At 70.6% G+C, this 21,259-nt stretch carries 19 protein-coding genes; 7 read left to right on the top strand and 12 right to left on the bottom strand.

Annotated features, from left to right (window positions below):
• From ASG96_RS01130 to xylB, 5 genes are all read left to right on the top strand, one after another.
• Complete coding sequence (locus ASG96_RS01130; protein WP_057586066.1) at positions 1–945, top strand: carbohydrate ABC transporter permease; 945 nt, start codon at positions 1–3, stop codon at positions 943–945.
• On the top strand, positions 942–1,793 hold the full coding sequence (locus ASG96_RS01125) for a carbohydrate ABC transporter permease (protein ID WP_057586063.1): 852 nt from the start codon (positions 942–944) through the stop codon (positions 1,791–1,793). Before ASG96_RS01130 ends, ASG96_RS01125 begins: the two co-directional genes overlap by 4 nt.
• Positions 1,790–2,575, top strand: coding sequence for an SDR family oxidoreductase (locus ASG96_RS01120; RefSeq protein ID WP_056756193.1), 786 nt, complete (start codon positions 1,790–1,792; stop codon positions 2,573–2,575). Before ASG96_RS01125 ends, ASG96_RS01120 begins: the two co-directional genes overlap by 4 nt.
• Before the next feature lie 97 nt (positions 2,576–2,672).
• Complete coding sequence (locus ASG96_RS01115; protein WP_057586060.1) at positions 2,673–4,199, top strand: mannitol dehydrogenase family protein; 1,527 nt, start codon at positions 2,673–2,675, stop codon at positions 4,197–4,199.
• Positions 4,172–5,617 (top strand): xylulokinase, encoded by a 1,446-nt coding sequence (gene xylB, locus ASG96_RS01110; protein ID WP_057586057.1) that lies wholly within the window; start codon positions 4,172–4,174, stop codon positions 5,615–5,617. The genes ASG96_RS01115 and xylB overlap by 28 nt, the downstream gene beginning before the upstream one ends.
• A 125-nt stretch (positions 5,618–5,742) precedes the next feature.
• Here xylB and ASG96_RS01105 read toward each other — a convergent pair whose 3' ends face one another.
• The 11 genes from ASG96_RS01105 to ASG96_RS01055 all read right to left on the bottom strand — a co-directional run bounded on the left by ASG96_RS01105 (position 5,743) and on the right by ASG96_RS01055 (position 18,752).
• On the bottom strand, positions 5,743–6,126 hold the full coding sequence (locus tag ASG96_RS01105) for an SHOCT domain-containing protein (protein ID WP_057586054.1): 384 nt from the start codon (positions 6,124–6,126) through the stop codon (positions 5,743–5,745).
• Positions 6,127–6,235: 109 nt separating this feature from the next.
• Complete coding sequence (locus tag ASG96_RS01100) at positions 6,236–6,946, bottom strand: flavodoxin family protein (RefSeq protein ID WP_057586051.1); 711 nt, start codon at positions 6,944–6,946, stop codon at positions 6,236–6,238.
• Between the two features lie 80 nt (positions 6,947–7,026).
• Positions 7,027–7,587, bottom strand: coding sequence for an OsmC family protein (locus tag ASG96_RS01095; RefSeq protein WP_057586048.1), 561 nt, complete (start codon positions 7,585–7,587; stop codon positions 7,027–7,029).
• 68 nt (positions 7,588–7,655) lie between these two features.
• Positions 7,656–8,834 carry an NAD(P)/FAD-dependent oxidoreductase gene (locus ASG96_RS01090; protein ID WP_057586045.1) on the bottom strand — a complete coding sequence of 393 codons (1,179 nt, stop codon included), beginning with the start codon at positions 8,832–8,834 and terminating at the stop codon, positions 7,656–7,658.
• Between the two features lie 113 nt (positions 8,835–8,947).
• Positions 8,948–10,192 carry an alpha/beta fold hydrolase gene (locus ASG96_RS01085; RefSeq protein ID WP_082591548.1) on the bottom strand — a complete coding sequence of 415 codons (1,245 nt, stop codon included), beginning with the start codon at positions 10,190–10,192 and terminating at the stop codon, positions 8,948–8,950.
• 57 nt (positions 10,193–10,249) lie between these two features.
• A complete protein-coding gene (locus ASG96_RS01080; RefSeq protein ID WP_057586038.1) occupies positions 10,250–11,461 on the bottom strand; it encodes an alpha/beta fold hydrolase in 1,212 nt (403 codons plus the stop codon).
• Between the two features lie 55 nt (positions 11,462–11,516).
• Positions 11,517–13,277 carry an arginine--tRNA ligase gene (argS, locus tag ASG96_RS01075; protein ID WP_056756164.1) on the bottom strand — a complete coding sequence of 587 codons (1,761 nt, stop codon included), beginning with the start codon at positions 13,275–13,277 and terminating at the stop codon, positions 11,517–11,519.
• A 188-nt stretch (positions 13,278–13,465) separates the two neighbouring features.
• A complete protein-coding gene (locus tag ASG96_RS01070; protein WP_057586035.1) occupies positions 13,466–15,358 on the bottom strand; it encodes a hypothetical protein in 1,893 nt (630 codons plus the stop codon).
• A 272-nt stretch (positions 15,359–15,630) separates the two neighbouring features.
• A complete protein-coding gene (locus ASG96_RS01065) occupies positions 15,631–17,274 on the bottom strand; it encodes an AMP-binding protein (protein WP_057586033.1) in 1,644 nt (547 codons plus the stop codon).
• A 112-nt stretch (positions 17,275–17,386) separates the two neighbouring features.
• Positions 17,387–18,070, bottom strand: a complete 684-nt coding sequence (locus tag ASG96_RS01060) for a maleylpyruvate isomerase family mycothiol-dependent enzyme (RefSeq protein ID WP_057586030.1) — start codon at positions 18,068–18,070, stop codon at positions 17,387–17,389.
• 55 nt (positions 18,071–18,125) lie between these two features.
• A complete protein-coding gene (locus ASG96_RS01055) occupies positions 18,126–18,752 on the bottom strand; it encodes a DsbA family protein (protein WP_056756153.1) in 627 nt (208 codons plus the stop codon).
• An 80-nt stretch (positions 18,753–18,832) separates the two neighbouring features.
• On the opposite strand from ASG96_RS01055, the gene ASG96_RS01050 reads away from it, so the two are divergent.
• Both ASG96_RS01050 and ASG96_RS01045 read left to right on the top strand, forming a co-directional pair.
• Positions 18,833–19,276 (top strand): MarR family winged helix-turn-helix transcriptional regulator, encoded by a 444-nt coding sequence (locus ASG96_RS01050; RefSeq protein ID WP_057586027.1) that lies wholly within the window; start codon positions 18,833–18,835, stop codon positions 19,274–19,276.
• A gap of 145 nt (positions 19,277–19,421) precedes the next feature.
• Positions 19,422–20,279, top strand: coding sequence for a hypothetical protein (locus ASG96_RS01045; RefSeq protein ID WP_056756149.1), 858 nt, complete (start codon positions 19,422–19,424; stop codon positions 20,277–20,279).
• A 1-nt stretch (position 20,280) separates the two neighbouring features.
• On the opposite strand, the gene ASG96_RS01040 is transcribed toward ASG96_RS01045, so the two are convergent.
• The gene (locus ASG96_RS01040; RefSeq protein ID WP_056756146.1) at positions 20,281–21,150 is read right to left on the bottom strand and encodes an alpha/beta fold hydrolase; all 870 of its coding nucleotides are present in this window, start codon (positions 21,148–21,150) and stop codon (positions 20,281–20,283) included.
• Positions 21,151–21,259 lie beyond the last annotated feature (109 nt).

Below are 21,259 nucleotides of genomic sequence, written 5' to 3'. Positions count from 1 at the left end.
ATGACCACCACCACACAACCCATCGAGCTCGAGGACGTCCGAGCGGCCACAGCGACGGACAAGCGGCGCGTGCAGAAGAAGGAGCTCTGGCGCAACCGGGGCCTGCTGCTGCCGGCCGTCGTCTTCCTCATCCTGCTGACGCAGATCCCGTTCCTGACGACGATCGGGTTCTCGCTGACGAAGTGGAACCTGCTCTACCCCAACGACCGCGCCTTCGCGGGGTTCGACAACTACACCAGTGCGCTGACCTCCGGTGACCTGTGGCCCTCGATCCGGGCCACGGTGCTCATCACGGCCTTCTCGGTCACCCTGGCCGTCCTGTTCGGCCTGCTCTTCGCCGTCCTGCTCGACCGCCAGTTCCGCGGTCGCGCCCTCGCCCGCACCCTGATGATCACGCCGTTCCTCATCATGCCGGCGGCCGCCTCGCTCATCTGGAAGTACTCGATGTTCGACACCAACATCGGGATGATCAACTGGGTCTTCCGGTCCCTGCACCTGCCGGTCGTGGCGTGGAGCACCGAGCACCCGATGGCCACGGTCGTCATCGTGCTGACCTGGCAGTTCACGCCGTTCATGATGCTGATCCTGCTGGCCGGGCTGCAGGGCCAGGACAAGGGCATCCTCGAGGCGGCCCAGGTCGACGGGGCCGGCACGTGGCGGACCTTCACGTGGATCACGCTGCCCCACCTGCGGATGTACATCGAGATCGGGGTGCTCCTCGGCTCGGTCATCATCCTGCAGGTCTTCGACCCGATCGCCATCCTCACCAAGGGAACCGGCGGCACGAAGACCTTGGCGTACCTCCTCTACGAGCGAGCCTTCATCGGCCTCGACGTCGGGCAGGCAGCGGCATACGGCGTCGTGACCGTCGTCCTCACGATCATCGTCGCGACCATCGCTCTCAAGAGCGTCTTCAAGGTCTTCATGGCAGGAGGAAGCCGATGAACAGCCGTACCGACACCACCAGCTCGACCCGGTCGACCCGGTCGGCCCGGGGGGCCCTCACGACCCTCGTCACGTGGATCCTCGTGCTCATCTTCTTCTTCCCGGTCTTCTGGATGGTCCTCAACGGGTTCAAGCCGGAGTCCCTCGCGTCGTCGGTCGACCCGACGTTCATCTTCAAGCCCGTCACGGAGGGCTACCAGCTCGCGATGGACCGCGGGATGGCCGGTTATCTCCAGAACTCGCTGACCGCCGCGGTCATCGCGACGATCATCTCGGTGACGCTCGCCATCCCCGCCGCGTACGCGCTGTCGATCCGCCGGGTCAAGAACGTCGAGAACTCCCTGTCCTTCTTCATCTCGACCCGGTTCATGCCGCTCGCCGCGATCGTGCTGCCGCTCTTCATGATCTTCAAGACCATCGGGCTGCTCGACAACATCTACATGCTCGGCATCGTCTACGGCGCGATGAACCTGCCCGTCACGGTGTGGATGATGCGCTCGTTCTTCCTCGAGGTCCCCTACGAGATCATCGAGGCGGCCCGGGTCGACGGGGCCGGCATGTTCCGCGAGATCGTGCGGATCGTCCTGCCGCTCGTGCTGCCCGGAGTCGCGGCCGCGGCGCTCATCAGCTTCATCTTCGCCTGGAACGAGTACTTCCTCGCACTGCTGCTGACCAGCTCCGCCGCCCGCACCACACCACCCTTCCTCGGCAGCTTCGTCGACGGCAGAGGCCAGTTCCTCGCGGTCCTGTCCGCCGCAGCGACCATCGCCGCCCTCCCTGTCATCCTCGCCGGCTGGGCCGCCCAGAAGCAGCTCGTCCGCGGCCTGTCGATGGGAGCCATCAAGTGACCGGCATCGTTTCCGCGCCGGGTCCGACCACCCTCCGTACCGTCGACCGCGGACGGAGCCTCGAGGACACGGTCGTCGTCGTCACCGGTGCCGGGGGTGGCATCGGTGGCGCGATCGCCAGGCTCGTCCTCGAGGCGGGCGGCCGCGTCGTCGCGGGTGACGTCCGGCCCGAGGCCCTGGCCCCGCTGCGCGACGCCTGGGGCGAGGACCGGCTGGCCACCGGCCTCGGCGACGTCCGGGACGAGGCCACGGCCGATGCGCTCGTCGCCGCGGGCGTGCAGGCCTTCGGCCGGATCGACTCCGTCGTGGCCAACGCCGCCGTCGGCTTCTACGGCGGCGTCCTCGACTACTCGGCCGACGAGGTCTCGCTCATGGTCGACGTCAACGTCAAGGGGACCGTGTGGCTCGCGCGGGCCGCCGTGCGCCAGTTCCGCGCCCAGGGCGACGGTGGCGACATCGTCATCATCGGCTCGGTCGCCGGTCTCCTCATCGGGGGCGGCAAGGAGGCGGTCTACTCCGCGACCAAGGCTGCCCAGATCAACCTCGGCTACGCCCTCGACCGCGAGCTGCGGTCCGAGGGGATCCGCACGACGACGATCGCTCCGGCCGGCGTCAACACCCCCTTTGCCGCCGCCGACGGCCGCTTCGGCGACCGGGACCCGTCCGAGGGCGACTTCATGGAGCCGGAGGACATCGCGCAGGCCGTCACCTACACCCTGCGACAGCCACGACGCATGCGGACCGAGCTGTGGACGATGTGGAGCCTGTCCGAGACGCACTGACCACGGTCAGCCGCGCGTCGACGACGACCGGCACCACCCCGATGACCGGCCGCCCCGGCGCCGACGCCTCAGACACCTCCGAGAGGACCAGACGACCATGACCACCACGCCCGCCCCCTCGCCCCCGCGGCCCACCGCCCTCAACGGCGCGACCCTCGACGACCTCCCCGACGGGGTGGGCCGGCCCACCTACGACCGCGCGGCCGTCACGGCGGGCATCGTGCACTTCGGCGTGGGCGGCTTCCACCGGGCCCACCAGGCGATGTACGTCGACCGGCTGATGGAGCAGGGCGTCGACGGGGCACTCGGCTGGGGCATCTGCGGCGTCGGCGCCCTGCCCCACGACCGGCGGATCGTCGACACCCTGACGGCGCAGGACGGCCTCTACACGCTCGTCGTCAAGCACCCGGACGGTCACCGGGAGCCACGCGTCATCGGGAGCATCGTCGAGATGATGTTCGCGCCGGACGACCCGCAGGCCGTCGTCGACCGCCTGGCCGACCCGCGCACCCGCATCGTGTCGCTGACGATCACCGAGGGCGGCTACCTCGTCAACCAGGTGACGGGCGAGTTCGACGCCGACGACCCGTCGATCCGGGCCGAACTCGAGGAGGGTGCCGTCCCGCGCACCGTCTTCGGCTACGTCGTCGCGGGTCTCGCGGCGAGGCGGACGGCCGGCGAGCGGCCCTTCACGGTCATGTCGTGCGACAACCTGCCCGGCAACGGTGACGTCGCGCGGAGGATGATGACGGCCTTCGCCCGGCTCAAGGATCCCGACCTCGCCGACTGGATGGCGCAGCACGTGTCGTTCCCGAACGGCATGGTCGACCGCATCACACCGGTCACCTCCCAGGACGACGTCGACCGGCTGGCCGAGGAGGTCGGGGTCGTGGACGGCTGGCCCGTGGTGTCCGAGCCCTTCACGCAGTGGGTCCTCGAGGACCACTTCACCGACGGGCGGCCACGCTTCGAGGACGCCGGCGTGCAGGTCGTCGACGACGTCGTGCCCTACGAGCTGATGAAGCTGCGCCTGCTCAATGCGAGCCACCAGGCGCTGTGCTACCTCGGCTACCTCGCCGGCTACCGCTACGCGCACGAGGTGTGCCAGGACCCGCTCTTCGTCGACTTCCTCCTCGGCTACATGGAGCACGAGGGCAGCCCGACGCTGCCGGAGGTACCGGGGGTAGACCTCGATGCGTACCGTCACGAGCTCGTCTCTCGCTTCGCCAACCCCGAGGTGCGCGACACCCTGGCCCGGCTCTGCGCCGAGAGCTCGGACCGCATCCCCAAATGGCTCGTGCCCGTCATCAACCGCAACCTCGAGACGGGCGGCGAGATCGACCGGTCGGCTCTCGTCGTCGCCTCGTGGGCACGCTACGCGGAAGGCGTCGACGAGCAGGGCGAGCCGATCGAGGTCGTCGACCGCATCAAGGAGCGCGTCATGGCCGCTGCGGCCAGACAGGGGGACGACCCGCTCGCCTTCCTGCGCGACCGCGACCTCTTCGGGGCGCTGGTCGACGACGCACGCTTCACCTCCGTGTTCACGAGAGCGCTGGGGGCCTTGCGCAGCAGGGGCTCCCGGGAGACGCTGCAGTCATGGACCGGGCGGAGCAGCACCTCGTGACCGAAGGCCGGACGCTCGTCGCGGGGGTCGACAGCTCGACCCAGTCGACGAAGATCGTCGTCTGCGACGCCGAGACGGGGCAGGTCGTGCGCACGGCCCGGGCCCCACACCCCGACCGCACCGAGGTGCACCCCGACCGCTGGTGGGAGGCCTACGCGCTGGCCGCCGGCGACGGCATCCTCGACGGGGTCTCGGCGCTCGCCGTCGGTGGCCAGCAGCACGGCATGGTCACGCTCGACGAGGACGACACCGTCGTGCGAGACGCCCTGCTCTGGAACGACACCCGCAGCGCCGGCGCGGCCGCGGACCTCACGGCCGAGCTCGGCGGTGTCGGCGCCTGGGTCGACGCGGTGGGCCTCGTCCCCGTCGCGAGCTTCACCGTGACGAAGCTGCGGTGGCTCGCCGAGCACGAGCCCGACCACGCCGCACGCGTGGCCCGTGTCGTCCTCCCCCACGACTGGATGACCGGTCGGATCCTCCAGCAGGGCAAGGGTTTCGAGCGATGGAGCACCGACCGTGGGGACGCGTCGGGCACCGGATACTGGTCGGCCGCCGACGGCGACTACCGGCTCGACCTGCTCGAGCGGGCCTTCGGCCGGTCCCTCGAGGTGCCCGAGGTCCTCGCGCCCAACCAGGCCGCCGGTCGCACCTCAGAAGGCCTGCTCGTGGCCGCCGGCACGGGCGACAACATGGGCGCTGCCCTCGGCCTGACGCTCCGTCCCGGTGACGTCGTCGTCTCGCTCGGCACGAGCGGCACGGTCTTCACGCCGCACCGCTCGGCGATCCGCGACGAGACCGGTGCCATCGCGGGCTTCGCCGACGCGACCGGCCACCACCTCCCACTCATGTGCACGCTCAACGCGGCCCGGGTGCTGACGGCAGCCGCCTCGATGCTCGGCGTCGACCTGGCCGAGCTCGATCGCCTTGCCCTGCAGGCAAGCCCGGGTGCCGGCGGCCTCACCCTCCTGCCCTACCTCGACGGTGAGCGCACCCCCGACCTGCCCGACGCGACGGGCACGCTGAGCGGGCTCACCCGCTCGAACGCGACGCCGGAGAACCTCGCCCGTGCCGCGGTCGAGGGGATGCTGTGCAACCTCGTCGCCGGCGTCGACGCCCTCCGCGACCACGACGTCGAGGTCGGACGCGTCATGCTCATCGGCGGAGCGGCCGCCTCACGCGCCGTCCGCGAGATCGCACCGGGCCTCTTCCGCGCGCCGGTCGTCGTGCCGGCGCCGGCCGAGTACGTCGGGGTCGGGGCTGCCCGCCAGGCGGCGTGGGCCCTGTCGGGAGAGCAGGACCCGCCGACGTGGGCCCTCGAGATCGACTCGGAGTATGCCGTCCCGCCCGGGGACGAGCAGGCGCACACCGACGTCGTGGCGCGCTACCAGGCCCTCGTCGCCGCGACCCACGGAGTCTGAGCGAGACGCACCGGGAAGCGGGCGGCATACGCCCTCATGCCTCCCGGAGGCGCTCGGCGCGTTCGGCCGAGTCCTCCGGGAGGGCGCCTGCGAGTGGTGCCGTCAGCGAGCGGCGGGCCCAGCGGTCAGGCCAGGGCCTTCGCCTTGAGGGCGGTGAACTCGTCGGAGGTGATGGTGCCCGCGTCGAGCAGCTCCTTCGCCTTGGCGATCTGCTCGGGCGCCGAGATGGTCGAGCCCCCCGCGACATCTCGGACGTACTCGTCCTGCGCCTGGCGGGCCTCCGCGTACTTCTTCGCCGAGCGCTCGTTCATGCCGCGACCGCGGACGATGAGGTAGACGATCGCGGTGATGAAGCTGAAGAAGATGAGACACACGACCCAGACGGCCTTCATCCCGCCGGAGACCTCGGGGTCGCGGAACAGGTCGGCGACGATCGAGAACAGCACCAGGAGGTAGGACGCGAACGCGAAGAAGATGACGATGAACCAGACGATGTCCCAGAACGACATGGGGCGACCTTTCTCGGAGGGCAGCACCTCATCGGTGCTCGCTCCATGGTCGCCACCCGCCGTCGCCCTCGGCATCATCCGCACGGGGTGACTGCCCACTCGGGGCGACTCAGCGGTACTCCGGGTTGTGCCAGCCGAAGTGCTCGCCGCCGTTCCAGGCGGAGCGCAGGTTGCCGTATGCCGGCACGCCGCCCGCGTCGTGGAGCATCCCCCCGAGGTGCATGAGGTTCCACGTCATGAACGTCGTGTTGCGGTTGGTGAAGTCGTTCTCGGGGCCGCCGCTCCCGGCGTCGAGGTAGCTCGGTCCGGGGCCGGCTTCGCCGATCCAGCCCGCGTCGGCGTTGGGCGGGATCGTGTAGCCCACGTGCTGGAGGCTGTAGAGCACGTTCTGCGCGCAGTGCTTGATGCCGTCCTCGTTGCCCGTGATGAGGCAGCCGGCGACCCTGCCGTAGAAGAGGTACTGGCCCCGGTCGTTGAGCAGCCCGCTGAGGGAGTAGATGCGCTCGATGAAACGCTTCGTGACACTCGAGTTGTCGCCGAGCCAGATGGGTCCGGCGACGACGAGGATCTGGCTGTCGAGGATCCCGGGGTAGAGGTCGGGCCACGCGTCGGTCTCCCAGCCGTGCTCGCGCATGTCGGGATGGACGCCGGTGGCGACGTCGTGGTCGACGAAGCGGATCTCGTCGACGGTGACCCCGTGCTCACGCATGATGGCGGCGCTCGCGTCGACGAGCCCCTGCGTGTGGCTCATCTCGGGGCTCTTCTTGAGGGTGCAGTTGACGTACGTGGCCTTGAGGCCGCTGAAGTCCCAGTCGCTCATGCGACGACTGTCCTCCCGCTCGCGGCACCCCACAACGGGTCCGGAGATGACGAACCGCTGACGAAGTCGTGACGTCGACGTCAGGCGACCTCGACCTCGATGTCGACCGGGACGCCGTTCGTCAGGACGTCGAAGACGGCCGACCGCTGCCGGGACTGCTCGACGATCTGACGGAGCACGTCCTCGGGTGCGTCGCCCTTGATGACGAAGCTGACGCTGACCTGCTGGTAGCCGTTGCGGACGTCCTGGAGTCCGAGGATGCCGTTGAGGTCGATGTCGCCGGTCACCGTCGACCGCACCTCGGTCAGGGTGACCTTGCGCGCCGAGGCGATGTTGGCGATGCCGGCGGTGAGGCAGGCCGCGAGGGCGTGGAGCAGGAACTCGACCGGCGTGGGACCGCGGTCCTGTCCGACGAGCACGGCCGGGTGGTCGGCGTCGAAGACGAACTCCCTTGCGTGCGAGCGCTCCTCACCGACGCCGAAGAAGTCGGAGATCGTGGTTCTGCTGCTGGTGCCGTCCACCCACTCGTTGTGGGCGCGGAACTGGAAGCTGGCTGCTGCGGGCATCTGCTTGACGGCGTCGAGGGTCGCGAAGAGGGTCGCGGTGTCCACGCCGTTGCGGTGGGCGGTGTCCGTGCTCATGGTGGTCTCTTTCCTTCATGGTGGTGGTGCCGGGATCCGGCGGTCCTCGGGTTCGAGGAGGTCGTGGGTCAGGCCGCGGCCGTCGCGGCACCGGGCAGCCGGCGGCCGCTCAGCTCGCCGGCCATCACGTCGATCGCGAGTGCGAGCCGCTTCTGCAGCTCGAGGAAGCGCGCCTGCCGCGGGAACGTCGAGAGCTCGCACGTCAGGTCGAACACGTCGCGCGCCATGCGGTCGCGCTCGAGCCCGTAAGCCGTGAGGGCGTCGGTCTCGCAGGCGGGGTCGCGCAGTGCCGTGTCGAGGGCGCTGGCGAGCAGCTCGGCGTCACGGAAGGCGTCACTGATGCCGTGACCGGTGATCGCGTCGCGGTGGCAGCCGGCGTCGCCGACGAGTGCCCAGCCGGGACCGGACGCCTGGCGAATGTGGTTGGGCATGCGGAGCATCCCACGCACCGGGGAGCGGCGGGTCGTCGCGTCGACCCGCGCCGCGATCCCCGGCGCGGCGAGCTCCAGCATCTGCAGCAGCGGGTCCCCGGCCCGGCCCGCCTTCCGTCGGTGCGCGCGAACCACCTGCTCGGGGGCGCAGACCCAGACGCACGCCTGGCCCCCGTGCGTCGGGAAGATGCCCGCAAAGGCGTCATCGGCGAGGTGGTGCTCGATGGCCGGCCAGTTGCCGGCGTGGTACGCGTACTGCGCTGCTCCCGATGACGGCCGCACGAGGAGCAGCGGCGCTCCCACCGCACGTGCCACCCGTGAACCGAGCCCGTCCGCGCCCACGACGTATCGCGCTCGTGCCTCCACGGGACCGTGGACGTCATGCGCGTGCACGCCGGTGACCCGGCCCTCGCCGTCACGGACGACGCCGTCGACCGACACTCCTGTGCGCACGTGGACTCCTGCAGCACGCGCCGCCTCGAGCAGGATCTCGTCGAGCACGACGCGGCGCGGCGCGAGCAGGAAGTCGACGCCGTAGCGGTCCTTCACCTCACGCGCCATGAAGCCGAGCTCGCTCGTGAACTCGACCCGGCACAGTCGCGGTGCCCCACTGGCGACGACGGCCTCGAGAAGACCCCAACGGTGCAGCTGCACCATGCCGGACCGGGCGATGACGTGCGTCGAGACGGTGTCGCTGGGAAACGTCGCCCGGTCGAGGAGGAGCACGTCGTGACCCGCTCGCGCGAGCAGCAGGGCCGTCCCGGCCCCGGCGCAGCGGGCTCCGACGACGACGACGTCGACGTCGTGTGTCTGCATCCTCCCGTCGGGTCGGTGGGTCTCACGTGTCGTGGCGGTCCCAGGCACGGTCGTCCTCCTCACAGATGAGTTGTGAGGACCACGATCGCCCCGGGCGGCGAGCTGACCTTGGACTAGTCGTGGACTTCCCGTGGACCCTGCGTGGACACGTCCTCGCCGAGGAAGCTGTCCACCTCGTGGAGGAACTGGCTCCACGCCGGCTCGTCGGGGCGCATGAGGTGGTTGCGCGTGTCGAGCGGAACGAGCCGACTGCCGCGGATGAGCGAGGCGTACGCGACCCCTTGGCTGAAGGGCACGCGCTGGTCGTCCCTCGCGTGGAGGATGAGGGTCGGCACATCGAGCTCGGCAGCGGCTTCGCGGACGTCCATCGCGAGGTGGGCGTCGAAGATCCTCACCGCGTTCTCGCTGGAGGTCGTGCGGCGCATCAGCTCGGCGAAGTCCGACCACAGCTGGGGTGGCACGTCGGGCATGAACAGCGACGAGAAGAACAGCCGGAAGTAAGGCTCGTCGCGTCCCCACCCCACGTTGATCAGGTCCCGCTCCATCTCGAACTCGGCGCGCTTCTCGGGTGACGTGGCGAGCCGGCCTCCCTTGACGAAGGCGCCCACCAGCACGAGGCGGCTGACCCGCTCGGGGTGACGGTGCGCGTACGCGACGGCCACGGCGCCACCTTGCGAAACTCCCATGAGGGGAAAGCGTTCCAGGCCCAGGTCGTCGACCACGGTCTCAAGGTCCTCGACGAAGGCGTTCAGCGTGACCTCCGTCGGATCCTGGTCGGACAGTCCGCACCCGCGCTCGTCGTAGCGCACGAGCATCCGGCCGCGCGACAGACCCTCCATCCAGTGCCGCCAGACGGGGCTGTCCCACTCGTAGACCAGGTGTGTGAGCCAGTGCGCGGCCCGCACGAGCGGCGGTCCCTCGCCCACCGTCGCATAGGCGATCCGCGACCCGTCGGGAGTACGGCAGAAGTGGAGGCGCTGCTCCAGCCGGCCGTCCGCCGCGGATGCCGGTGCGGATGCGGAGGAGCCTGCCCGCTCGGTCGGGCCGGGCTCCGTGGCAACGGTCGCCACCCATCGGTACCCACGCCCGTGCACCGTCTGGATCACCCGCTGCAGCACACCGTCGTCACCGACGACCCGGCGCGCGGCCTTGATCCGGCTCGTCAGGGTCGACTCGCTGACGAAGCGGTCGCCCCAGACGCAGTCGAGCAGCTCCGTCTTCGGGACGACGCGCTCCCGGTTCGCCACGAGGTGGCTCAGCACGTCGAAGACCTGCGGCTGGACGTGCACCGGCTGCCCGTCCCGCTCGAGCAGGAACCGGTCGGTGTCGAGGACCACGTCCCCGAACGTGAACCGCATACGACGGATTGTGACAGGGCCGCCCCGCCGGGTGACATGGACAAAGTGGGACAGCGGCTACTCATCCTCGGCGAGGAACGTCTCCAGCTCGCGGAGGAGGTCGTGCCAGGCCGGCTCGTCGGGCTGGAGCAGGTGGTTGCGCGTGTCGAGGGGCACGAGTCGGCTGCCCCGGATCCGGGTCGCGAGCTCGACGCCCTGACTGAACGGGATGCGGGTGTCGTGGCGCCCGTGCAGGATCAGCGTCGGCACGTCGACTCGGGTCGCCGACTCCGACACGTCCAACCGGACGGAGACGTCATTGAGTCTCAGGGCGTTCTCGGCCGAGGTGGTGCGCCGCATGAGCTCGGCGAAGTCGCTCCACAGCTGGGGCGGCGCGTCGGGCATGAACGTCGACGAGAAGTAGAGCCGGAACGACGGGTCGTCGCGCCCCCAACCCATCCGGATGAGGTCGCGCTGCAGCTCGGCCTCGCGGCTCTCCTCCTCCGTGCGGGCGCGCACGATCCGGCCCTGCATGAAGGCGCCCACGAGCACGAGGCGGCTCACCCGCTCGGGGTGGCGAACGGCATACTCGATCGCCACCGGGCCACCCTGCGACAGGCCCATGAGCGGGAAGCGCTCGAGGCCGAGCTCGTCGACGACCGTCTCCAGGTCACGGACGAACGCCTCGAACGAGATGTCCTCGGGGTCGGCCTCGGAGAGACCGCAGCCGCGCTCGTCGTAGCGCACGAGCATCCGGCCGCGCGACAGCCCCTCCATCCAGTGCCTCCACACGGGGCTCTCCCACTCGTAGTCGAGATGGGTCACCCAGTGCGCGGCCCGGACGAGTGGGGGCCCGTCGCCGACGGTGGCGTACGCGAGGCGCGCGCCGTCCGGTGTCCGGCAGAAGTGGATCTTCTGCTCGAGCAGTGGGGCTGCCGAGCCGGCGCCCGCGGCCTCGCGTGTGGTCGCGGGCTGGTCGGTGTCGACGTCGACGGCGGCCACCCAGCGGTAGCCACGGCCGTGCACGGTCTGGATGACGGTCTGCAGGATGCCGTCGTCGCCGACCGACTGCCGGGCGGCCTTGATGCGACTCGTCAGCGTGGACTCGCTGACGAAGCGGTCACCCCAGACCGTGTCGAGCAGCTCGGTCTTCGGGACGACCCGCTCGCGGTTCAGGACGAGGTGGCTGAGGACGTCGAAGACCTGCGGCTGGACGTGCAACGACTCGCCGCCCCGCTCGAGCAGGTACCTGTCGGTGTCGAGGACGTGCTCCCCGAACGTGAACCGCACGCTCGATTGTCGCAGGCTCCGGCCCGGTCGCGGGGTCGTCGCTCCCCGCGAGCGGTCACATCTGCTCGGGGGACTCCAGTCCGAGCAGGTCGAGGCCCGTGGTCATGACCCGGAAGACCAACGCGCACAGCGTCAGCCGCGACTCCCTGACCTCGTCGAGCTCGGCCTTGAGCACGGGGCAGTTCTCGTAGAACGCCGAGAACGCCTGCGCCAGCTCGAAGAGGTAGCCGGCGAGCCGGTGCGGCTCGTAGGTGTCGCCGACCTCGGCGACGACGTCGCCGAACCCGAGCAGGTGCATCGCGAGGGCGCGCTCGTGGGGCTCGCCGAGCAGGATCGGCGCGTGCTGCGCCACCGGCTCGAGCCCGACCTGACGGAAGATCGACCGGATGCGCGCGACGACGTACTGGAGGTACGGGCCCGTGTTGCCGGTGAGCGCCACCATGCGGTCGAGGTCGAAGACGTACTCGCTGTCGTGCGCCACGGACAGGTCGGCGTACTTCACGGCGCCGATGCCGATCTGGCGGGCGATCGTCGCGCGCACGGTGTCGTCGAGGTCGGGGCGCGTGCCGTCGATGACGGTGCGGGCCTTCTCGACGGCCTCGTCGAGCAGGGCCATGAGCCGCAGCGGCTTGCCGGAGCGGGTCTTGAGGATCTTGCGGTCGTCGCCCAGCACGTTGCCGATCTGGACGTGGACGGGCACGACGTCGTCGGGCAGCCAGCCGGCCTTGCGGGCGGTGTCCCACACCATGTTGAGGTGCAGGGCCTGCGGGGCGCCGATGACGTAGAGCACGCGGTGCGCCTTGAGGTCCTCGACGCGGTGCCGGATCGTCGCGAGATCGGTCGTGCCGTAGTTGTAGCCGCCGTCGCTCTTGCGGATGATGAGCGGCACGGGCTTGCCCTCACGGCCGGTGTAGCCGTCGAGGAACACGCAGAGCGCTCCGTCCGACACGGTCGCGATGCCCTTGGCCTCGAGCTCGGCGCAGAGGTCGGCGAGCACGTCGTTGTAGGTGGACTCACCGGCGAGGTCGTCGTCGGTGAGCGTGATGCCGAGCGTCGAGTAGATCTTGTTGAAGTAGATCTTCGACAGGTCGACGAGCTCACGCCACAGGGCGAGCGTGTCGGGGTCGCCGGCCTGGAGCTTGACGACGCGGGTGCGCGCCCGCACGTTGAAGTCGCCCTCGCTGCCGGCCGGCTCGGCCTTGTCGGCGCGGTCGAACTTGACGCGGGCCGCCTGGTAGAAGGCGTTGGGGTCGGTGACGAGGAGGTCGGCCTCCTCGGAGTCGCGGCCGACGTCGAGCAGGTGCTCGATGAGCATGCCGAAGGGCGTGCCCCAGTCACCGATGTGGTTCTGGCGAATGACCTGGTGCCCGAGGTGCTCGAGCGTGCGGGCCAGCGAGTCGCCGACGACGGTCGTGCGCAGGTGGCCGACGTGCATCTCCTTGGCGACGTTGGGCGCGGAGTAGTCGATCGGGATGTTCTGCGTCGGCTGGAGCGCGACACCGCCCCGCTCGTCGGCCTCGACGTCCTGCAGCAGGCCGGCGATCCAGGCGTCGGAGAAGGTGAGGTTGATGAAGCCGGGCCCGCTCACCTCGACGGCGTCGCACACGCCGTCGAGCTCGAGGGCGTCGACGATCTTGGCGGCGACCTCGCGCGGCGGCAGCCCGACCTTCTTGGCCAGCGCGAGCGCGGCGTTGACCTGCACGTCGGCGAACTGCGACGGACGCAGCACCGGGTCGGCCTCGCGGAAGTCGTCACCGAGGGCGGTGGCGATCGCGGACTGGACCTTGGGCGTGAGCGCGACGAGCGGGGAAACCATGCCGGCAAGTCTATTTGCGCCGACCGGGTGCCCGCGCCACCGTTTCGTCCGGGGCCGACCGAGGGCGTATGACGTGTGCCCCGGACCGCGCGCCGGCGCCGGTGTGCGCCGGCGGCGACGAGCCCCCGGACAGGAGCGTGGCCACGCGCACACCGTTGTGCACGTGGCCACTGTCCGTCAGGGAGCGGTCACTCCCCGTGTCGGTGGAAACCCGCTCGGCGGGCCGCCTCCTCGCTGTAGAACCACACGTCGGGCTCGACGTCGTCGTAGCCGGCGTCGTCGGGACGGACGAAGGCCGTCCCCTCACGCGTGCCCTTGACGGCGTGGCCGAGCGGTTGCGCGCCGTCCTCGATGGGGGCAGCCGAGCCCAGTCCGAAGCCGCCGTCGACGACCTCGTCGAAGCCGGAGACCCGTCGACCCGAGGTGGCCGGCTCCTCCTCGTCCGCGGAGTCCGGGGTCTCGGTGTCGGTGGCGGTCGCCGTCTCGGTCTCGGTGTCGGTGGCGGTCGCGGTTTCGGGCTCGGTGTCGGTGGCGGTCGCCGTCTCGGGCTCGGTGTCGGGCTCGTGCGCCGGCTCCGCGAGCTCGTCGTCCTGCTCGCTGGCGTGCGAGTGCGGAGCCATGTCGACGTCGAGGCCGTCGTCGACGGTGTCGTCGTCGAGGTCAGTGCCCTCATCGGGTCCGGGCTCGCCCGGCGTGGTCGCCCACGGCTGGCCGCGGTGGTCGCCGGGGTCCTCGGTCGGCGTGCCTCCGTCCGTCACCACCTCGTCGCGCTCGTCGAGGGCGGGCACGGCGACGTCGTGCGGTTCATGCTCGTCCGCCACGGGCGGCGTCGTCTCCTGCACCTCCGACGTGTCGGCGGTTCCAGCGGCGTCGGTCGTGTCGTCCGTCTGCGTGTCGTCCACCGTCGTGGGCCTTTCGTCCGAGGGCTCGTGCGTCGCAGCCCCCGTACCCGGCAGGTCGTCGGTCGACGCGTCGGCAGGCGCGCCACCGTCCGCCGTCTCGTCATCGTCGTCGTGGTGCGACGCCGCCGCACCCACGGCGGCCGCTCCGGCCGCGGCCCCGCCTAGCGCTGGGCTCCCGGGCTCGGGTGCCTCGCCACGGTCATCGGTGCCCGCACCGGCACCGGCATCGGCACCCGCATCCGCTCCCGCGTCGGCACCGGCATCCGCGTCGGTCGCGGACCAGTCGTGGTCGCCGGTCTCCTCGCCGACGTGGGCACCACCGTCGGCACCGGCGTCAGCGCCCGAGTCAGCGTCGGCGTCAGCGTCGGTCGTGGACCAGTCGTGGTCGCCCGTCTCCTCTGACGCGATCGCGCCAGCATCGGCACCAGCATCGGCATCGGCACGGGTGGACACCGCGGTCGTCGACGGCTCGCCCGCCACGTCGGACTCCTCGGCGGCGTAGGACGACTGCTCGACGTCGGCCTGGCGGTCGGCGTCGCTCGCGAGGTCCGTGCCCTCGACGAGCGGCGGCTCAGAGTCCTCGGACGCGACGGGCTCGGTGTCCGCGGTCTCGTCGGCCTGCTCGTCGTCGGTGACCGCACCGCTGGGCGCGAAGGGGTTCTCGGCGTCGGCGAGGTCGTCCTCGTCGTCGTCGTGCGTGAATGCCGCCGCACCGACGGCTGCAGCGCCGGCGGCACCAGCAGCGACCCCGGCAGCGCGTGGCGGCTCCTGGCCGGGCAGGCGGTTGCCGGCGTCGTCGACGCGGTAGCCCTCGTCGTCGGTCGGGACGTCGGGGTCGACGCGGTCGGCCTCGCGCTCGAGGCCCGCGTGCTCGACACGCGCGGACTCGGCGGTGGCCCGGTGCGCCTGGGCCTGCTCCTCGAGGCGCCTCGCCTCGGCGGCCTGCCGCTCGGCCTCGGCGCGCGCATCGGCGGCCATGGCCGCCGTCACCGACGCGCGGTCCTCGGTGTCCTGCACCTCGGGCAGGCGCTCCTCGACCTTGGCCCGGAGCTCGCCGGCCTCGAAGCGGCGCGCCTCGACCTCGCGGCGCCGTCCTGCCGAGACGAACAACCAGATGATCACTGCAATGACGACGATCGCCACCACGATCCACAGAATCGTCTTGCCTGAGTCGGACATGCCATCCCCTTACGGATTACGGGCCCTCACGACCACTTCCCCCGAAACCTACTGCGCTGAGGGACCCCGGTGGCACCCAGCGCGCCGCCCTCGTCACGGACTTACCCCGATCCGCCGCGCGCGGCTGCCCGGGTTCGCTCCCTCGCGAGCGGGCGTATGCCGTCCGGCCGGCCCGACGGCATACGCCATCGCCGGGCGGCACGACCTCCCGAGACGCCTGCGTCCGCGAATCCGCTTGCTCCACGGACGCGCCCGCAGGTCGACCCCGGCGCTCAGCCGAGGCCGAGCTTCTTGGCGGTGGTCTCACGCATCTCGACCTTGCGGATCTTGCCGGTCACCGTCATCGGGAACTCGTCGACGATCTCGACGTAGCGCGGGATCTTGTAGTGGGCGAGCTGACCCGTGCAGAACTCGCGCAGCGACTCGGCGGTGAGCGGCGTCGCACCGTCCTTCATCCGCACCCACGCGCAGAGCTCCTCGCCGTACTTCTCGTCCGGGACGCCGATGACCTGGGCGTCGAGGATGTCAGGGTGCGTGTAGAGGAACTCTTCGATCTCTCGGGGATAGACGTTCTCGCCGCCGCGGATGACCATGTCCTTGATGCGGCCGGTGATCTCGACGTAGCCGTCGTCGTGCATGACGCCGATGTCGCCGGTGTGCATCCACCCGTCCTCGATGGCCTCGGCCGTCTTGTCCGGCTGCTCCCAGTAGCCGAGCATGACCGAGTAGCCCTTGGTCAGGAACTCGCCGGCCGTGCCCCGCGGAAGGGTCTCTCCCGTCACGGGATCCACGATCTTGATCTCGAGGTGCGGTCCGACGCGGCCGACCGTGCCGACCTTCTGCTCGAACGAGTCGTCGGTGCGGTTCTGCGTCGACACCGGCGACGTCTCCGTCATGCCGTAGCAGATCGTCATCTCCTCGATGCCGGCCGCGATGAGCTTCTTCATCAGCTCTGCGGGACAAGGAGATCCGGCCATGATGCCGGTGCGCACGGTGGACAGGTCGAAGTCGGCGAACGACGGCAGGTTCCACTCCGCGATGAACATCGTCGGCACGCCGTAGAGCGAGGTGACCTTCTCGTCCTGGGTCGCCTGCAGGGTCAGGGCGGGGTCGAAGCCGGGTGCCGGGATGACCATGCAGGCGCCGTGGGTCGTGCAGGCGAGGTTGCCCATGACCATCCCGAAGCAGTGGTAGAAGGGCACGGGGATGCAGACCCGGTCGGCCTCGGTGTAGTCGCACAGCTCGCCGACGAAGTAGCCGTTGTTGAGGATGTTGCGGTGGCTCAGCGTCGCGCCTTTGGGGAATCCCGTTGTGCCGGAGGTGTACTGGATGTTGATCGGGTCGGTGTTCGCGAGTCCGGCCTGCACGCGCGCGAGCTCCTCGGGCGCCACCTCGTCGGCGCGGGCCACGAGCTCGTCCCAGTCCGAGGTGCCGATGTAGACGACCCGCTCGAGGCCGCCGACCTCGTCGCGCACCTCGTCGATCATCTGCCGGTAGTTGCTCGTCTTGAACGACTCGGCCGCGACGAGCGTCGAGATGCCGGCCTGGCCGAGGACGTACTGCAGCTCGTGGGACCGGTAGGCCGGGTTGATGTTGACGAGGATGGCGCCGATCTTCGCGGTCGCGTACTGCACGAGCGTCCACTCGGAGCAGTTGGGGGCCCAGATGCCGACGCGGTCCCCCGTGACGACGCCCACGGCGAGCAGCGCGCGAGCCAGCCGGTCCACGTCGCCCCGCAGCTCGGCGTACGTCCAGCGACGGCCCTGCGTGACGTCGACGAGGGCGTCACGCTCGCCGAACCGCTCGGCCGTGGCGTCGAAGCTGTCGCCGATCGTCGTCTCGAGCAGTGGGGTGTCGGTCTCGCCCCGCGTGTGCGAGAGGCTCGGGTCGAGCGTGGCGGGCGGTGCGGCGGTCATCGGTGGCCTCCCGGCGTGCGGCGGTGGACGGTCTCACCACACCCAACCGCCCGCGTCCCCGCGGGCGCAAGGGATGTCCGCCGTGGCCGTCGCCACCCCCGGAGGTATGCCGTCAGGCGGGCTGCGCCTGCATCTTCAGCTGGGCGGCGCCGTCCCCCTCGAGTCGCGCGAGCGCGACCGGACGGCCGGTGACGAGCAGCAGGAGCGCGGCGACGGGTCCGATGACCGGCGGACCACTGCCTGCCGTCCAGTCCGCGTCGGTGGCCACGAGTCGGTAGCCGTCGATCGGCAGCTGTCGGACCACCGTGCCGAGCCAGGTGTGTCGGGTCGCCCACGTGCGGTCGAGCGCGATCAGCGCGCCGACCGTCTGCATCTCGAGGTCGATGCCGAGCGGGATCGCCATGTCCTGGGCGTGGACGAGACTGTCGGTCAGGGTCTCGCGTGGCGTCACGAAGGAGTTGTGCCGTCGTGACCCGACGCCGGCCCGGATGCGCACGACGATCTCGTCGGTCGGCAGCGCGGCCCGGACCACGGCCGAGTCGTGGATCATGCGGTTGAGACCGACGCTGCGCAGCAGGCGCGGGTGCTCGACCAGGAGACGGACGACGTCCGGCAGGTGCTGGCGCTGGAGGGTCAGGTGCGCCGCGACGTGCCGCACCGTCCAGCCCTCGCAGAGCGACGGATGCTCCCACTGCTCGTCGGTGAGCTCCTCGAGCATCTCCACGGTGCGGACGCGTTGGTCGTCGATCGCGGTCCAGATCTCGTCGAGGTCCGGTCGTGTGACGTCAGGTCCCATGTCGATCCCTCCTGTCTGTCATCGTGGCGCAGCTGCGCGCGCGGCATGGTCTGGATCAGGTGAAGACGGGCGGCCGCGACCGGGTCCGCTTCAGCTCGAAGAACTCGGGGTAGCCGGCGAGCAGCCGAGCACCCTCGAAGACACGCAGCGCGTCGTCGCCGCGCGGGATCGCGTTGAGCACGGGCCCGTAGAAGGCCGTGCCGTCGAGGTGGATCGTCGGAGTGCCGACCTCTCCACCGACCCGGGCGAGTCCCGCGTCGTGGCTGCGGCGCATGGCCTCGTCGTGCTCGTCGGTCTCCATGGCGTCCTCGAGGTCGGCGGAGAGACCGAGCGAGGCGAGCGTCGACCGCACCGCGACGTGGTACTCCGCACTCGTGGGGCGGCGCCACACGTCGAAGACCAGGGTGCCGAACGCGGTGTAGAAGGCACCCAGGGCCTCCTCGCCGCAGCGTTCCACCAGCGCGGTGGCGACGCGTGACGGCCCTCGCGAGTCCTCCACGTTCCGGCGGTACTCCGGAGCGACGTCGGTGCGGCGCTCGTTGAGCAGGTAGAGGCTCATGACGTGGTGGTGGACCTCGAGGGGCAGGCGCGCCCGGACCTCCTCGAGCCAGCGAGACGCGGTCCACGAGTACGGGCACACGGGGTCGAACCACAGGTCGACGACGGCAGGTCGAGCGCTCATCGCTCTACTCCTCTCGCTATCATCTAGTTCGATAGCCTGACCAATATAGTTCGACTATATGACTAGTTTCAAGAGGTGTCATGACATCCGAGCCGTTCGTCGGCCTCCTCATGTTCATCGCGTCGCGCGACGTCGAGACGCGAGTCGTCGCGGCGATGCGCCGCGCCGGCATCGACGACATCACCCTGGCCCAGGCGCGCGTCGCCGCGCGCATCGGACCACACGGGACCCGCCTCACGGACCTCGCCGAGCAGGCACAGGTCACGAAGCAGACGGCCACCGCGATCGTCGACCGGCTCGAGCACGCCGGCTACGTCGAGCGGGTGCCTGACACGACGGACGGCCGGGCCCGCCTCGTCCGGCTCACCGGGAAGGCCGAGGCCCTGTTGCCGATCGCCCGCGCCGAGGAGCGACGCATCGAGCAGGAGTGGGAGCGCCACCTCGGCCCGAGGCGCATGCGGGAGCTGCGCGACGCGCTCACCCTCCTGCGCGAGATCACCGACCCCTACCGCGACGACGCGTGAGCCGACCCGGACGACACGCGGGCCGTTCGAAGACGGCGACCCCACAAGGCCCCACGGAGACCCGTCACAGGCATAGCGTTCGTCCACCGATCAAGCAGGGGTCGGACGGATCAGCCCCAACGGGCACCGAGCAGGGGAGCACCTCTTGCTGCGCACACTCACATCCGCACTCAGCCTCGCCGTCGTCGCAGCGGTCACGCTGGCCGCTCCGGTCCACGCCGCTCCGGGGGCGGGCACCGTCGCCATCCAGGGGGATGCCGGCGACTACATCACCGAAGGGCTGTCGTACGCGTACAGCACCCCCGGTGACCGGATCTCACTGTCCGGCGACGCCCAGCACGTCGCCGTCACGATCCAGGCCGCGAACGGCGACGGCTGGACCATCGACGCCGCCGCACCCACCGGCCAGGCGCTGACGTCCGGCACGACCTATACGGCCACCCGATACCCGTTCAACGACGTCGGAGTGGCCGGGTTCGACTACGGCGGCAACGGCCGTGGGTGCAACACGTCGTCCTCGACCTTCACGGTCCAGACGATCACCACCGACACCTCGGGCGCGGTGACGCGGTTCGCGGCCACCTTCGAGCAGCACTGCGACGACCAGACGCCGGCGGCCCGCGGCCAGATCGACGTCGGGCTGGCCACCGCCGCGCCGCTGCTGCAGCTCACCGTCGCGAACACCGAGGCCACCCTCACCCAGGAGGGCGGCGTCGTCGTCACCGGCACGCTGACGTGCTCCTCCGACGCACCGACCGTCGTCGGTGGGGTCGTCTCGCAGACCGTCCGCAAGACGACCGTGGCCGGCTCCGCCTCGGTGTACGTCGACTGCTGGGTGGGGCGGACGTATACCTGGGACTTCCCCGTCTACGTCGGCGCCGAGCGGTTCCAGGCCGGCAGCGTCACGGTGAGCACGACGGCGACGGCCAACGACGCCTTCACCGGTCAGCAGGTCCAGGCGACCGACTCGGACTCGTTCCGCCTGCGCAGGCCGCGCGCCTGAGTCACGCCGAGCCGTCGTCCACCTGCCCGTCCGTCGGGCCGGGCAGGTGGACACCCCGGTGGATCTCGTAGACGCGGGCCTGCCCCGGTGAGTCCGGGTCGTCGACGATCGGCTCGTCGGACATGAACTGCCGGATGACGTTGGCCAGCTCGCCCGGGTGGCTGAAGTTGATGGCGTGGGCGGCTCCGTGGATGACGACGAGCAGGACCGAGTTGTCGATCTGCCCAGCCACCTCCTTGACCCTCGGCGGCGCGGGCATGAGCGGATCGGCGCTCCCGAGCACGACGAGGGTCGGGATGTGCAGCTGCAGCAGCCGGTCGAGCGCCGGGTAGCGGGTCAGGGCGCGGAACATCCGCAGCGTGCTCGGCACCCCGAACCTCAGGTAGTCCGGCACCGCCACCTGCATGAGCCCCAACGGCTCGCGTATGCCGTCCCGCGCGAGCTGTCGGAGCGCCCGGGGCAGCGGCTGGTTGTGGAGCCCACCCGCAGGCGCGACGAGCACGGCCCGCTCGAGCCGCTCCGGGTAGAGGTGCGCGAACTCGCAGATGACGGCGCAGCCCATCGAGTTGCCGACGAGCGTCACCTTCTCGATGCCCCGGTCGTCGAGGAACTCCGCTGCCGCCTGGGCCAGCTCGGGCACGTCTAGGGGCTGACGCGGCCGTCCGCTGCGCCCGAAGCCCGGGAGGTCGGGCACGAGCGTCCGGAACTCGCCGGCGAGCAGCTCGGCCGTCGGGAGCAGGTAACGACCTGAGAGCCCGAAGCCGTGCAGGTGCATCATCGGGGCCGCACCCGGCGGCCCCGACGACTCGCGGTAGAAGACCTTGACGCCGTCGTTGGACGTCCATCGCTCGGCCAGCCCGGAGGTGGTCACCGCGTCACACCTCCCCGCGCGCCGTGGAGAACGGCGCGCCGGCCGTCAACGGGCGATCAACACGAGAACCGTGCCCGTGCCGGTCCGTATGCGACTGGTTCGACATGGA

Source organism: Terrabacter sp. Soil810 (genome assembly GCF_001429645.1).
GTDB lineage: Bacteria > Actinomycetota > Actinomycetes > Actinomycetales > Dermatophilaceae > Terrabacter.
The sequence above is the reverse complement of the archived record's forward strand: the minus strand, read 5'-3'. Positions and strand labels throughout refer to the sequence as shown.

What these genes read in the sequence shown, in the direction of transcription:
- ASG96_RS01055 (WP_056756153.1), bottom strand. Translation starts at nt 18,752, where the DNA reads ATGAGCGCTCGACCTGCCGTCGTCGACCTGTGGTTCGACCCCGTGTGC.
- ASG96_RS01095 (WP_057586048.1), bottom strand. Translation starts at nt 7,587, where the DNA reads ATGAGCACGGACACCGCCCACCGCAACGGCGTGGACACCGCGACCCTC.
- argS (WP_056756164.1), bottom strand. Translation starts at nt 13,277, where the DNA reads ATGGTTTCCCCGCTCGTCGCGCTCACGCCCAAGGTCCAGTCCGCGATC.
- ASG96_RS01115 (WP_057586060.1), top strand. Translation starts at nt 2,673, where the DNA reads ATGACCACCACGCCCGCCCCCTCGCCCCCGCGGCCCACCGCCCTCAAC.
- ASG96_RS01070 (WP_057586035.1), bottom strand. Translation starts at nt 15,358, where the DNA reads ATGTCCGACTCAGGCAAGACGATTCTGTGGATCGTGGTGGCGATCGTC.
- ASG96_RS01130 (WP_057586066.1), top strand. Translation starts at nt 1, where the DNA reads ATGACCACCACCACACAACCCATCGAGCTCGAGGACGTCCGAGCGGCC.
- ASG96_RS01065 (WP_057586033.1), bottom strand. Translation starts at nt 17,274, where the DNA reads ATGACCGCCGCACCGCCCGCCACGCTCGACCCGAGCCTCTCGCACACG.
- ASG96_RS01100 (WP_057586051.1), bottom strand. Translation starts at nt 6,946, where the DNA reads ATGAGCGACTGGGACTTCAGCGGCCTCAAGGCCACGTACGTCAACTGC.
- ASG96_RS01090 (WP_057586045.1), bottom strand. Translation starts at nt 8,834, where the DNA reads ATGCAGACACACGACGTCGACGTCGTCGTCGTCGGAGCCCGCTGCGCC.
- ASG96_RS01050 (WP_057586027.1), top strand. Translation starts at nt 18,833, where the DNA reads ATGACATCCGAGCCGTTCGTCGGCCTCCTCATGTTCATCGCGTCGCGC.
- ASG96_RS01085 (WP_082591548.1), bottom strand. Translation starts at nt 10,192, where the DNA reads ATGCGGTTCACGTTCGGGGACGTGGTCCTCGACACCGACCGGTTCCTG.
- xylB (WP_057586057.1), top strand. Translation starts at nt 4,172, where the DNA reads ATGGACCGGGCGGAGCAGCACCTCGTGACCGAAGGCCGGACGCTCGTC.
- ASG96_RS01125 (WP_057586063.1), top strand. Translation starts at nt 942, where the DNA reads ATGAACAGCCGTACCGACACCACCAGCTCGACCCGGTCGACCCGGTCG.
- ASG96_RS01060 (WP_057586030.1), bottom strand. Translation starts at nt 18,070, where the DNA reads ATGGGACCTGACGTCACACGACCGGACCTCGACGAGATCTGGACCGCG.
- ASG96_RS01105 (WP_057586054.1), bottom strand. Translation starts at nt 6,126, where the DNA reads ATGTCGTTCTGGGACATCGTCTGGTTCATCGTCATCTTCTTCGCGTTC.